The following is a 13,252-nucleotide window of genomic DNA, read 5'->3' as shown; positions in this document are numbered from 1 at the left end:
TTTTTCTACCGATTCACTCTTGGGGGCGGACTCGGCCGCCCCCGCCGCTTGGGCATCCCCCTCCGAGAGGAGTGAGGTTGGTCTGCTTATCTAAGCAAAGTTTTTGCACTTCGATTTTGAATCTTCATGATTTTTTTATCCTCACATATAAGTTTTTTCGTAAAAGCGGTTTTGTCCGTCGGCACACCATCGCCCAAAATGATTTTGGATGAACGTATGCCGACTACCGCATAAGCGGAGAAAAGGGCTTTGCCTCACGCCTAAACAGAAGTTTAGACTGATGATGCAAGGCCCATTTCTTTTGCGCTTATGCCAGAGAGGTGCTTTTACGGATTTCAGACGATTTTTCTTTTTCGCTGTCCATTTGAGCCGGAAGCGGAAAGCCGCGCATGACCGCCCTCTCCATAAATGTAACAAGCCGTCACCCACGGCAAGCAAACCTGAAAGAATGATTTTATATCTCCGACCGGACACGTCCTGCCGGAGATATAAAACCATACTTTCTACACAGTAGTTTGCCCGGTTCCACGCTTCCGGCTATCTCCCTTTTTCTTTTGTGGACTTCTTTTTTACGGATTTCTCTTTTGAAGTTTTCTGTCTAATCTGCCTCCACTTCCGTTTACCTCCATTTCCGCGCCTTTCAGTGGGCCGCATCAGGCAGTCATTTCCGTTCTGGGCGCAAAGGTAATTCCGGGATTGGACGGGAAAGCAAGGTCAAGCCTCCTGTTTTCGGGAAAAATCTCCAGCCCTACGGGTAGTATTTTTCCCGAAAAACCTTGCATTCCCTAATCCCTACCTTTTTAAGCACCCGAAACGAAAACGACCGATGCGACAGAAAGACGCATTAAAAAAATGTCGGATAAACGAGAGGCAGATAAGATAGTTTGAAACTCAACTCCCTCAGCTCTTGAATCCGCATTAAAAACAAAAAAATCAAAACAGCGAAGATATGACGGCAACGGCAAATTTCAGACAATTGGCGCAATACATAGGACTTGCGATATGCGGTTTAATCGTGCGCACCGCCTTCGGGATATTGGGTATCCTTTGGGGCATCATCACGGAGATAGTAAACGGAGTGTCCCGAGTGGCGATAGGCGTAATCGTGGCTATCCTCTCAACCATCGCCTTCTTCGGCTTCATCCTTTGGTTACTAACCCTTTAATCCCTACCGAAATGGCAAAGAGAAGCAGCAAAACGGCAGCACAGCAGTGCAGATACTACGAGGTGGACAACATCTTTGTGTACATGGTGGAAACGTACATCAACGGCAACATATCCGTGTTCCGTGAACTCTACCACGAACTGAACAAGGACGCACGGAGGGACTTTACAGACTTCCTTTTGAGCGAGGTTGAGCCGACCTATTGGAGAGAGATACTGAAACAGACAATTTAAATACCGACAGTGATATGAGAACGATAACAAGAACATACGACTTATTCCAATTAGCCGAACTCTCCGCAGTGGCGAGGGAAACCGCCTATGGCGAATGGCTGCACACTTTTGAATACGGATGGAACAGCGAGAACCGAAACACGCTGGACGCATTTGAAAGCGTGTTCAATATCAAGGTCAATGATTGGAGCTACGACACGTGCCGTTATTCCTACCACTTTACCTCACATTACAGCGGAGAGGAAGAGCAACTCAACGGCATACGGCATCTGAAATACATCGTCAATAACTATTGGCACATCCTATTCAAGCCGAAAACCTATTACCTCAAAGGCGATTACAAGAAAAGGCGCAAAAGCCGTGTATTCACGGATAATTGTTGCGTACTGACAGGCTATTGCGCAGACGAGGACATTCTGAAACCCATCTATGACTTTCTGAAAGCACCCGATACCCGAACTACTCTGTACGACCTTATGGACAAGTGCCTTGACAGCTTTTTCAAGTCGTGCCGTGACGATATGGTATACCAATGCAGCGAGGAGAGTTTTGAGGAAAGTTGCGCAGCCAACGACTACGAGTTTTTGGAAAACGGAAAGATGTATAACTGATAAAACGACAGCGATATGAAAACGACAGACCATTTCAAGAGAACTATACAGATGTATTTGGAACAGCGTGCAGCGGAAGATGCGCTCTTTGCCAAGAACTACCGCAACCCAGCCAAGAACATAGACGATTGCGTGACCTACATTCTGAACTATGTGAAGAAAAGCGGTTGCAACGGCTTCACGGACGGAGAGATATACGGACAAGCCGTCCACTACTATGACGAGAACGAGATAGAGGTGGGCGAACCTATCCAATGCAAGGTAGCCGTGAACCATGTGGTGGAACTCACAGCGGAGGAAAAGGCGGAAGCACGGCAGAACGCTATCCGACAATACCAAGACGGACTGATGCGCGAAATGCAAAACCGTCACAAGCCGAGAACCGACGCCAACAAGGAGATGCTCGCCTCCCACAAGGTGGACACCTCGGATTGTTAATGACTTAAATGACAATAACGGCTATCTCATCTAAATCACTTAAATCGGAGGTAGCCGTTATTTTATCCTATGTTATTCCAATGTGTAGTAGCCTGATTATTACTATCTTTGCGAATGAAAAACAAAAAATATATAAAATATTTCGCGTTTATGAAACTTTCGAGGCTGAATATGCACCTAACGAAGCAAAGCAAACAAAACAAGCTCAGTATGACAGACCCACCAACAACAGAAAGGGATTTTGCCTCGTTCATAAAGCAGCACTCCCGAATCATCAACAAGGTTAGCTATTTCTACGCTACCGATAAATTGCCGTTTGACGATATCAGGCAAGAAATCTATGTCAGCATTTGGCTGGGATTAAATCAATTTCGAGGCAACAGTAAAATGTCAACATGGATTTATAGGGTAGCGGTAAACTCTGCACTCATGGCCTTACGTTCATCGAAGCCAAAAATCGAAACTGTATCGGTTGATTTCGGACTGCTCGAAGCATCTACCGAAATTGACGATGCGCAAAAGGAGAATTTTCAAGCCCTGCACTCTCTTATCAACCGACTTGAAGATATAGAGAAAGCAATCATTCTTCTCTGGCTCGATGAATATTCCTACGATGAAATAGCCGATACCCTCGGCCTTAAACGCAACACCGTTGCGACTAAAATTCACCGCATTAAAGACAAACTCGTTAAACTGATATAATATGCAACTCGACGAACTCAAAAAAAGTATGTCAACGCTTGAGCAGGTGCTCGCCAAGACAAACACCGATATAAAGATAAACGTGTCAGCCTCTAAAACAGCGCAGACCAAGATACTCAAAAAATTCCGCAAGGCATATACATCTTTGCTCTTAGTAGCTATTATATTTGTGGCTGCGGCAATCTACAACATCAATCCAATCTCGTTTCCTCTCTATCTGAAAATATACCTGTCTTCGTTCCTCGCTATCGGTGCAATATGGTACATTTATCTGTACCGCAAATTAAAGAGCATCAACATAGCCGTCCTCTCTCCCAAACAACTTTTTTCAAAAACTGCAACTATCAAGTTGCTGACTTTATCGGGTGAAATATTCATCGGTATGTGTCTTGTTTTCTTTTTCGCCCTTCTTTTGCCGAGCGTATGGACTTTTCACCGTATTGGCTTCTGGATAATGACAATTGGACTGATTTTAGGCATTGTTTACAGCATATTCCATTATTGGCCGCAATACATAAATTTGTTCCGCGACTTCAATTCCATAAAGGAATAAATCAGACCTTCCCAACTCTCCGTATAAGCCGCTCCTAATTCGGGCGGCTTTTTCATACCATCAAAAACGAGAAAACAATGGCAATTAAATAAAACAAACAGCCCTTAAAAATTGCTACCCATATTTGATTTTCCATAAATTGTTTCAATCATACACTTTTCGTACACCTCAAATATCATAAATATCGATTATTCGGAGAATTTATGCCATGCATTACAGCTATGTGTTTTAGCAATACCCAGCTTTTCCGTTCTGTATGAACATCACGTATGCCTGCCGCTTTTCCTTTGAGAGTACCTTGCCTACCAGCCACGTGCGGAACACGTGTGTGCAGTAAGTGTTCAGCCGGAAGGCGACGGGGATGATGATTTCAAGCGAGTAAACATCCGCGTACAGCCCGTTTTCAAGTTGTATGTAGCGGCACACCTCGTAGTCGTTCAGCACGTCCGTCTTTAGGACGGATTTGATGGCGGCGTTCACTGCCGGAACAGCCGTGTGGAACAGTCCGGCGATTTCTCCGGCGGTCATCAATACATCGTTACCGGTTACGCGGACCGCCTTGTCCTCTATGATGATTATGTCACGTTTCATGGCTTCTCTTTTTATATGGTGCAACCTGCAAATTCCTCGATTTGGTTCAATCTTGCGGCAAGGTTCTCCATGTCTTGGTTGAGCTTCTCTTTGGTTATCTTAGCGTATATCTGCGTTGTCTTTATGCTCTTGTGCCCTAACATGGAACTTACCGTTTCAATGGGCACGCCGTTGGAGAGGAACACCGTCGTGGCTGCCGTGTGGCGGCTTTGATGCCACGTGATATGCTTGGTGATGCCGCAACGCTTGGCGACAGCACGGATTCCGTACAGGCAGGTCATGTAGTGCGGCACGGGGAATATCCTACCGTCCTCGCACAGACCCCGGTATTTGTCGATGATGCGCTTGGCTATGTCAAGCAGCCGGATATTGGAAACGACACCCGTCTTCTGGCGGTTGATGTTTATCCACTCGTGTTCGTCGAAATAGGTACGGATGTTCTCTTCCGTCAGGTTGCGCATGTCGGCGAACGACAGGCCCGTGAAGGCGCAGAACAGGTATAAATCACGGTATAGCTCCTGCTTGGCGTTCTTCAGTTTGCCCTCCATCAGCAGCCGGATTTCATCTTTCGTCAGGAAACTGCGCACCGTTTCCTCCTTCTTGATTTCGTACTCGCGGAACGGGTCGCGTGTGAGCCATTCGTTGTTGATGGCGATGAACACCATCGTCCGAAGCGGGCAGACATACAGCCACACGGTGTTGGTGCAGCAGTGTTTGTCCGTGCGCAGGAACATTTCAAAATCGGAAATGAAAGCGGGCGTAAGCTCTTTCAGAGCAATGTCTTTTACGCGGTAGCGGATGGTGAGGAACTCTTGCAGGTGCTTGTAAACGGTCTTGTACTTCAAGAGCGTGCCTTTGGCTTTCATGCCTGCCGCCACCTGTTTCTCGTAGTCCTCGTTGTGCTGCCGGAACACCTGCATCAGCGTGTGATAGCGGTGTTCCAGTCCGAGAAAGGCGTTTTTGACCTTTTCTGCCGTGACGAAGTTGTCACGCTCCATGATTTCCTGATAATGTTTGTTGATGCGCACCCGCATCTTGTCAAGCATGCGGTTCGTTTCGAGTGCAGCCGTGCTTCTGCCGGTGACACGTCCCCCTTTGGTGTCCCACAGCTTGGGATAGACGGTCAGTTTACAGCTGAACTGCGTCTGGCTGCCGTCCACCGTGATGCGTCCCATGACGGGCACTGTCCCGTCCTTTTTCACTACCTGACGTTTGAGGTAGTAGATAACTGAAAATGTACTCTTCATCGTCCTTAATTTTTTAGGATCAAAATTAGTCGGTGAAGAATCCATCGTCGGTACGCAAAACACGGAGGAACGGCGCAATCTTTTTCCGTGACCGGATTTGTTGCATGGGTTGTTAGTAACTCACTAATCCTTAACGCTTTGTTTCGCTATCCGTGTCCGTATGTCGCCCTTTCGGGCATGGTTACGGACAAGTAACGTAGCGGCGTCCAGATTTGGCTTCAGCGGTGATTGTGATGGCTTCACGAATAATCGGAAGCGACTGAAACCCCTGTAACTCAATTCTATCACTATATCTTTACGCATTTCACTTTTTTGTAGTAACTTTGTAAATATTATATAAAAAACTGCGCCTGCCAGATTAAGGGTCTGTATGGTATCGGATTATTTCTTGAAGAAGCGTCCAAAAAGATTTTTAACACCATTGGGCTTTTGACCACATGCAACCACATTATCATCGCATATAATCTTATCAGCGGGTACTTCAACCGGAAAGAAGGCTACATGACCGGAATTTCTGACAGCGGCGATACCACTGTCGCAAATCGAATAGAATTTTGCTTCCGGCTCATAAGTCTGTTTAATTATGTTTCCATCATAGTCGCAAAACAAAATACGTTTATCTCGGCAGATAGCATAGAAACACATACATTTGGGATGCATATATATGTTCATCACATCATCGGCCAACTTAACATTATTCAAAAGCGACATGTCACAACGGTAAAGCGAATATCGAGAATCACGGTAAAACAGAAATTCACTATCGTGGGAAACTCCCAGCAAATGTCCTGACAATGGTCCGGCTATTTTAACGCTGCCTGATGGCAATGAAACGACAGATACCTGTCTACCGTCAGATACATATACTGCCAGACCTTCGCGCGAATAAACATACCGAGGCATAAATACCGGCTTGAAGAAGTATTTGAAATAATATATTTGAGTAAACCCAAACTTATCCTTATTTACAAACTTATTTTCCTGCATGTCAAAAATCCACCCCTGACATACGACATAACGATTTCCGGGCAGTATCTCAAACGCATCAAAACAATTCAGCCATGGGGTATCGGCATTAAACAACTCAAACCGTTGAAAAGAGGATGATACTACGTCATATTTGTACAATACCGTATTTCGTTTGCAGGCATCAGGACTTCCTTCCTCTATAAGTTCTGCAGCGATAGCTACTCGTCCGTCAGAAGAGAATCGCAGACACGGACTACCATAGTTTTGCATATGACATTCCGCAATAAAGCGGCCATCATCAACAGAAACGATACGAAATCTATCGCCATCAGGCAGCCCTACACAATAAGCTATAAGTCTGCCGTCAGGAGAAATAGCACTCGACCTCACCCAACCCGGATATTGCCCTTCAGGAGCAAAGAATGTCTCTCGCCATACTCCCGCATCATTTTTGCATATTAAAACCAAAGGAGCCAATGTAGAAGAATCCTGATTATTAATTGTTACAATATGCCGATTACCTGAGGCAGACGATGAAATGCCCAATACTCCGCAAAATCCTTTCTTGCTCACATAATAAGTCGATAGCATTCCATGCAAGTCATAAAAATCGCTACGACCGACAATACCATATAATCCATCATTGGATATTTCAAATGACAAAGGTATCATACTATATGAAACCGCATCATCAACATGTGCTCTAATACGTGAAAGGCTAATTTCAGTGACTACGCCATCATCAATTATATAAGCTATATCTCTGTCTTGAAAGATCTTTCCCCTGAATCCTTTAAAGCACCAATATTCATATTTCCCTTTATTATAATATAACAAATATATGACTGACTTCTTTTTTAATCGATCTATTGGGGGCCAATTCGCGATAACAGCAAAATCGTCAGACGCATCCAATATTCCCGTACATTGAAATTCAAATACATGAAGCCGTTGCTCATGAAGATCAAAATACATTAATTTACCATTATCACCAATCACCCATGCCACGTTACTTTCATGAGAAAAACGGAAAGGATATTCTTCTACGGACTTAATACGATTGTCTGTACCGGTTATATATATAATATTACCCGTACTCAAATTCACTATATAGATACGTCCTGATTCTGACGGATTACAGTAAGCGACATAATTACCGTCATCGGAAATATCCATTATCACATTATATACTTCTTGTGAGTCTATCAGGCCACCAAAAGCTATCTTTCCATAAAATTCACGTGAAGACAACTTATATATTTCCACCCCCTCCAAATTCGAAACGACCAAAATGTCGGCAGTAGGTTTTAACCGAATTGCACACGGCATTTCACATTCAAGAACAGAATTCCAAGTCCCATTCCGGTAATCGTATTCCAAAAGTGCACGTTTATTGTCGTAATCCGACAATTTATATGATTTTTCATAGTATATAAAATCATCTGTAGCATGTACTCTGTTAGGCTCCACAAATAACAATGAGCGTTCCTCATTAAGCTCACGCAGTTCATCTCTCAAGTAGAGTTTCTCAAGTCCTTTATTCTCAACGGCTTCTCCTAAAATCGTGCCTTTCCAAAGATTAAGACATCGTGTAATATACATATCTTCGGTTAAGTCATACGGCAATTTCGAGAATATGGCTTTCATCTGAAACAAACGGCGCACTTCGTTCTTCATATCAGACGATAATGCATATTTTATAGCGATATCAACATCTTCAAGCAACGATTCAATACCACACAATCTTATTTTCAGTCTTACGAATTCGCTATCGCGAAGCAGAGAAATAATTTCAGGTGCCACAGATGCATCATTAATATCGGCTACAGTTCCGAGACAGTATATCAGATCGCTGACAGCCGACACATGTCCTTCACGCCATGTTTTGCGGTAATAGCAATATTGTAGGTACAATGCATGGCTAATATCTTGAGCTGTCAACCAGTTATCATGTACATATTCCCGTAGCTCATCATTGACAAACCTTATTAGCTCTCCTTTATAATCTTTACGGACAGTCAATATTATGCTCTCAAGCTCATTGTAGTAGCGCGACCAATGAATGGATGGAATCCCATACTCCTCAGTCATCAAAAATTCATGAAAGCTCTCTGACTTTAATTCTGCTACAAGTACTTCATCCAATGCCAATATACGGTTAATCGTAGTAGCATCAACACCTATGCGTGAAGTGGCAATAACAGCAAGTGCAATACGCGAAAATCGTTCCCCATGACGCTCCGGCACAACAAGCATATTGAATATATAACCTACAGCATCAAGACGCGAGTATGGAAGCTCAGTCAAAGATGACCGAGAATCGACAGAGGCCAACGCACCTGACAAAAATCGCAAAAACTGTATAGATCCTGAATAACCGGACAATCTGTTGTTAAGCTGCATCCATTGTTCGTCAGTCATACGACGTCCGGCTTGGGACAAAAATGACGAAATATAATCTCCGCTGTCCTCTCCGGGATTACCGATATCATAAAAATCATTTTTCGTCAAACCTTTAGTAAAACGCTCATCATTTCGGCATGATGCTATTATACGCAAGTTATGATAACATCGTGAAGCTTCATCCACAATTCCCTCACTGCTGTATGGATTTATCAACGAACGACTTTCAGACGCCAACCAGTCCAGAGTACCGCTACTTATACCCTCATAATCAATACGTTCTACTCCATCAAGGATAATGACATAACGCCCGGGGCGCACACATTCATCAGCTAATTCAAAAATTTTACCGCTCCCACTTTTTATCTTACTTTTTACAAACTCCATATCATATGGCTCGGGGGTTCGTTCAAGTGCCTCTTCTGTATAATAAGAGCGAAGTTCGTTAAGTATAGAAGTAATAATGTAATCAAAACGGTTATTTCTCTCCGTAATGCCAACGAAGCGCAGCACCACTCTAAAATCAGGAATCTTGCGACACTCCGTAGCCAAACGAGCCATTAAAGCTGTCTTTCCGGCTCCGACTCCACCCCTGACAACCAATGCATATTGGTCAGTCTGTTGATATACGCGACTCAATATATCGGCAAATTCCCGCTCTCGGCCTACGAAACTACGACTTTCACTTTCTGCAAATTCCCATCTTAAACCTTGTTCAAACTCGTCAACCGACAACGTATTATCACGCACTGCCTGTTCCACAACCCGTCGTATACGTCTCTCCATCTGCTGTTCAAAATAGAGCGCATACTTCTCGCTTTTGTACTCATTGTACTTTAAATCACTACACGTCAATATATTTTCTTCACTAACAAAACTACGTATTCTGTCTTTAAGCCTGACACAGCGCTCTATGGCACCGCTATCTCCATCATAGAATTTTGTCTTATCACAATCACTTACATCAGTCAATGAACGGAAATATGCTACTACATGATCGCCAGCATTTTCCGTGTCAAATATGCCGGCGGCAATCTCCTGCGCAGTTGCTGACTGCTGCGGATAAAATTTATGGAACAGTTCTTGCAAAGGCCGTTCAAACATCTCGGCATAATCCTCGACCGAGATATTCTTATGTCTGCGTCTAAGAATAAACTCTCCGTCAGGCAACTTGTTGCCATCATATTTATAACAGGTTCTCAATAAAGACTTACCGGCAATATCGACATTTTCATATAGTGCCCGCATTTTATCGGCGGCCATAGTCTCCGGGAGAGGTATCCATCCGTAGCGTTCACCCAACAAAACTATAAAATTAGGCTTAGGAGATAGCTTTTGGCATCGCCTCAGTTCATCAAGACATATGCGCATCGTCATGTTTTCTTCTGCATCCTCCCGACCTATGCCCCATCGCAAATCAACAGCCTCGATAGTCCAACCATGTGCAATGTACTCTTTACGCAAGCGCTCCATGATACCAAGAATAATATTACGTTCTATTTCCATATCGGAGAAAGTAGAACTGATAAAAAAAACGGATGTAAGGATGTCGAAACATGATAATCAGCGTATAGTTTGTATATATCGTAAATATACGATTTAAAATACTAATTTGACATATTAGGCTGTCTTTTTCACATACAAAAAGCGGCTGCCGAATTTGGCAGCCGCAGATTAAGGGTCAGTATGGTATCGGATTATTTCTTGAAGAAACGGTTGTAAAGACCTTGGAAGCCTTGACCGTGACGGGCTTCGTCCTTAGCCATTTCATGTACGGTGTCATGGATAGCGTCGAGATTAAGTTCTTTGGCGCGACGCGCTATGCGCATCTTGTCTTCGTTGGCACCAGCCTCAGCTGCCATACGCTTTTCAAGGTTGGTCTTGGTATCCCATACAACCTCTCCGAGAAGTTCGGCAAACTTAGAAGCATGTTCTGCCTCTTCCCAAGCATAGCGCTTGAAAGCCTCGGCGATTTCGGGATAGCCTTCACGATCAGCCTGACGCGACATAGCGAGGTACATGCCCACTTCGCCGCACTCGCCGTTGAAGTGTGCCGTAAGGTCCTTGATCATTTCCTCGTCACAGCCCTTGGCTACACCGATTTCATGCTCGGTTACAAACTGGAGGGCGGCAGTCTCGTCAAGTTCTTTGAACTTGCTGGCGGGAGCACCACATACCGGGCACTTTTCGGGAGCTGCATCACCTTCATGAACATAACCACACACTGTGCAAATAAATTTCTTTTTCATTGTCTTTGATTATTAAATAATTATACGAATAATATTGAATTTCTACATTTTATCATGACACTTCGAGCATAAGCCTCTATAACAGAGCTCAATCTGTTCTACATGAAAGTCTCCGTCAGGCGACATGCCGGCAAACGTCACTGCGTCCAAGGGCAGATCCATAACCGCCCCGCAACAACGGCAGTACATATGAGCATGTGGCGTATCCACAAAATCAAAACGTGCATTGCGCGGATCGGAATTCAGTCTCTCAACACCTATGCCTGATGATACAAGACAATTCAATGTATTATATACCGTAGTAAGTGATAACGACGGCATATCGGGCATAAGGGCATCATATATATTTTCAGCCGTAGGATGCACCGGATGCTCCATCAGATAGCGCATTATCGCAATACGTTGAGCTGAAGGCCGTATACCTTTAGCTTTCAAATATTGGCTTACCTGCGCTGTTGTCATCATAATTACTTTATAATATTTATAAATTTGTAATCACTACAAAGTTATAAATAATTCTGATATCTGCAAAATATTTCAACAAAATATTTCAGAAAATTACCACATCAATAATTACGTCCGCACCACAGACCCGCATAACATTACAGCATGCCTCGACGATCCTGCGGATTATCCTGCCGAATAACAATAAAAAACCGCCGGCACAACCATAGGAAGTACCGGCGGCAAATATGTCGTAGAGTGATATTACTTTATTATACCGTGCTTCTTGAATACTTTCTGTATTTTTTCGAGTGCGACGGTCACCTGATCTTTTGTATGGGTAGCCATAAGACTGAACCGGATAAGAGTGTCATGCGGAGCCACCGCAGGCGAAACCACCGGATTGACAAACACGCCCTCTTCAAGAAGATCGCGGGTCACCTCAAAGGTCTTGTAATTATCGCGTATATAAAGCGGTATGATCGGAGTGGAAGTATGGCCTATCTCACAACCCATCTCACGGAAGCCGTCAAGAGCATAGTTGGTTATATCCCACAAGTGCTCCTGTATCTGCGGCTCGCTCTCCATGATGTCAAGAGCTGCCATGACAGCAGCAGTCGACGCCGGAGTAATGGATGCGGTAAATATATAAGAACGTGAGTGGTGGCGCAGGAAATTGGTTATCTCCTTGTCGCATGCGATAAAGCCGCCGAGCGAGGCAAACGACTTACTGAAAGTTCCCATGATAAGGTCCACGTCTTCCGTCACGCCGAAATGATTGCAGACACCGCGACCTCCTTTGCCAAACACGCCTATGCCATGAGCTTCATCGACCATGACACTGGCATCGTACTTCTTGGCAAGACGCACTATTTCGGGAAGATTGGCTACGTCGCCCTCCATCGAAAACACACCGTCGGTCACAATCAGCTTTACTTTCGAGGGATCGCACTTCTTAAGTTGTGCTTCAAGCGACTCCATGTCATTATGCTTGTACTTGAGTGCCTGAGAGAATGAAAGACGACGACCGTCTATGATCGACGCATGGTCCTGCTCGTCAAAAAGTATGTAATCCTCACGTCCAGTAAGCGTCGACACAACACCGAGATTGACCTCGAAGCCGGTAGAGTATATCATGGCGTCCTCCTTGCCTACATAAGCGGCAAGACGCGCCTCCAATTCTTTATGAATGTCGAGCGTACCGTTCAAGAAAGGTGAGCCGGCGCAACCGGTACCATACTTTTTAATAGCCGCGATAGCAGCCTCCTTCACCTTAGGATGATTGACAAGTCCGGTATAGCAATTGGACCCGAACATCATGACCTTGCGACCATTTATAATAACTTCGGGGTCCTGTTCGCTTGAAATCGCGCGAAAATAGGGATAAATGCCCGCAGCCTTTGCCTTCTGCGGCTCTTGGTACTTGTCAAGTTTAGCCTGTAATAGCTTCATAATACTTCTTTAACGTAAGCGGTTTTATAGGTTGTTACCTTGCCTGCCGATTTTGCAGGCTGCAAAGATAACTAAAATCCGTGAATTAACGGCAACTTTATTTAATTTTATACCGTATTATTTTAAATATGTATTTATGGGGTGTTCTTGCGATTGCGCCATATCTAATTTTCGTTTCGAAAGTTGAATATCCTA

12 protein-coding genes are annotated in these 13,252 nt (G+C 44.2%); 6 read left to right on the top strand and 6 right to left on the bottom strand.

All coding sequences use genetic code 11. From position 1 onward, the window contains the following. Positions 1-949 precede the first annotated feature (949 nt). The 6 genes from FW767_RS09845 (at position 950) to FW767_RS09820 (ending at position 3,702) form a co-directional block, all read left to right on the top strand. Positions 950-1,165 (top strand): hypothetical protein, encoded by a 216-nt coding sequence (locus FW767_RS09845; RefSeq protein WP_121699906.1) that lies wholly within the window; start codon positions 950-952, stop codon positions 1,163-1,165. Between the two features lie 11 nt (positions 1,166-1,176). Next, on the top strand, positions 1,177-1,398 hold the full coding sequence (locus tag FW767_RS09840) for a hypothetical protein (RefSeq protein ID WP_100766161.1): 222 nt from the start codon (positions 1,177-1,179) through the stop codon (positions 1,396-1,398). A gap of 14 nt (positions 1,399-1,412) precedes the next feature. After that, positions 1,413-2,009, top strand: a complete 597-nt coding sequence (locus FW767_RS09835; protein ID WP_121699867.1) for a hypothetical protein — start codon at positions 1,413-1,415, stop codon at positions 2,007-2,009. A 15-nt stretch (positions 2,010-2,024) separates the two neighbouring features. Then, positions 2,025-2,447, top strand: coding sequence for a PcfK-like family protein (locus FW767_RS09830; RefSeq protein ID WP_121699868.1), 423 nt, complete (start codon positions 2,025-2,027; stop codon positions 2,445-2,447). A gap of 150 nt (positions 2,448-2,597) precedes the next feature. After that, positions 2,598-3,149 carry an RNA polymerase sigma factor gene (locus FW767_RS09825; RefSeq protein ID WP_205523888.1) on the top strand — a complete coding sequence of 184 codons (552 nt, stop codon included), beginning with the start codon at positions 2,598-2,600 and terminating at the stop codon, positions 3,147-3,149. Between the two features lies 1 nt (position 3,150). Continuing rightward, positions 3,151-3,702, top strand: coding sequence for a hypothetical protein (locus tag FW767_RS09820; protein WP_121699870.1), 552 nt, complete (start codon positions 3,151-3,153; stop codon positions 3,700-3,702). A gap of 228 nt (positions 3,703-3,930) precedes the next feature. Here FW767_RS09820 and FW767_RS09815 read toward each other — a convergent pair whose 3' ends face one another. The 6 genes from FW767_RS09815 to spt all read right to left on the bottom strand — a co-directional run bounded on the left by FW767_RS09815 (position 3,931) and on the right by spt (position 13,057). Beyond that, positions 3,931-4,293 carry a RhuM protein gene (locus tag FW767_RS09815; protein WP_121699871.1) on the bottom strand — a complete coding sequence of 121 codons (363 nt, stop codon included), beginning with the start codon at positions 4,291-4,293 and terminating at the stop codon, positions 3,931-3,933. Between the two features lie 11 nt (positions 4,294-4,304). Further along, positions 4,305-5,540 (bottom strand): site-specific integrase, encoded by a 1,236-nt coding sequence (locus FW767_RS09810; protein WP_121699872.1) that lies wholly within the window; start codon positions 5,538-5,540, stop codon positions 4,305-4,307. Between the two features lie 381 nt (positions 5,541-5,921). Continuing rightward, on the bottom strand, positions 5,922-10,439 hold the full coding sequence (locus FW767_RS09805) for a DUF4062 domain-containing protein (protein WP_262714010.1): 4,518 nt from the start codon (positions 10,437-10,439) through the stop codon (positions 5,922-5,924). Between the two features lie 170 nt (positions 10,440-10,609). Then, positions 10,610-11,161 carry an NADH peroxidase gene (locus FW767_RS09800; RefSeq protein WP_121699874.1) on the bottom strand — a complete coding sequence of 184 codons (552 nt, stop codon included), beginning with the start codon at positions 11,159-11,161 and terminating at the stop codon, positions 10,610-10,612. Positions 11,162-11,203: 42 nt separating this feature from the next. After that, entirely contained in the window at positions 11,204-11,626 is a 423-nt protein-coding gene (locus tag FW767_RS09795) for a Fur family transcriptional regulator (protein ID WP_235898100.1), read from the bottom strand. Positions 11,627-11,869: 243 nt separating this feature from the next. Next, the gene (gene spt, locus FW767_RS09790; RefSeq protein WP_121699875.1) at positions 11,870-13,057 is read right to left on the bottom strand and encodes a serine palmitoyltransferase; all 1,188 of its coding nucleotides are present in this window, start codon (positions 13,055-13,057) and stop codon (positions 11,870-11,872) included. Between the last annotated feature and the right edge of the window lie 195 nt (positions 13,058-13,252).

The sequence above is a fragment of the Heminiphilus faecis genome (assembly GCF_008728965.1).
GTDB classification, from domain to species: Bacteria; Bacteroidota; Bacteroidia; order Bacteroidales; family Muribaculaceae; genus Muribaculum; species Muribaculum faecis.
Note: the sequence above shows the minus strand (reverse complement) of the source record. Positions and strands in the feature narration are given on the sequence as shown.

Excerpts from the sequence above, each read along its gene's own strand:
- FW767_RS09845 (WP_121699906.1), top strand. The coding sequence starts at position 950 with ATGACGGCAACGGCAAATTTCAGACAATTGGCGCAATACATAGGACTT.
- FW767_RS09840 (WP_100766161.1), top strand. The coding sequence starts at position 1,177 with ATGGCAAAGAGAAGCAGCAAAACGGCAGCACAGCAGTGCAGATACTAC.
- FW767_RS09835 (WP_121699867.1), top strand. The coding sequence starts at position 1,413 with ATGAGAACGATAACAAGAACATACGACTTATTCCAATTAGCCGAACTC.
- FW767_RS09830 (WP_121699868.1), top strand. The coding sequence starts at position 2,025 with ATGAAAACGACAGACCATTTCAAGAGAACTATACAGATGTATTTGGAA.
- FW767_RS09825 (WP_205523888.1), top strand. The coding sequence starts at position 2,598 with ATGAAACTTTCGAGGCTGAATATGCACCTAACGAAGCAAAGCAAACAA.
- FW767_RS09820 (WP_121699870.1), top strand. The coding sequence starts at position 3,151 with ATGCAACTCGACGAACTCAAAAAAAGTATGTCAACGCTTGAGCAGGTG.
- FW767_RS09815 (WP_121699871.1), bottom strand. The coding sequence starts at position 4,293 with ATGAAACGTGACATAATCATCATAGAGGACAAGGCGGTCCGCGTAACC.
- FW767_RS09810 (WP_121699872.1), bottom strand. The coding sequence starts at position 5,540 with ATGAAGAGTACATTTTCAGTTATCTACTACCTCAAACGTCAGGTAGTG.
- FW767_RS09800 (WP_121699874.1), bottom strand. The coding sequence starts at position 11,161 with ATGAAAAAGAAATTTATTTGCACAGTGTGTGGTTATGTTCATGAAGGT.
- FW767_RS09795 (WP_235898100.1), bottom strand. The coding sequence starts at position 11,626 with ATGATGACAACAGCGCAGGTAAGCCAATATTTGAAAGCTAAAGGTATA.
- spt (WP_121699875.1), bottom strand. The coding sequence starts at position 13,057 with ATGAAGCTATTACAGGCTAAACTTGACAAGTACCAAGAGCCGCAGAAG.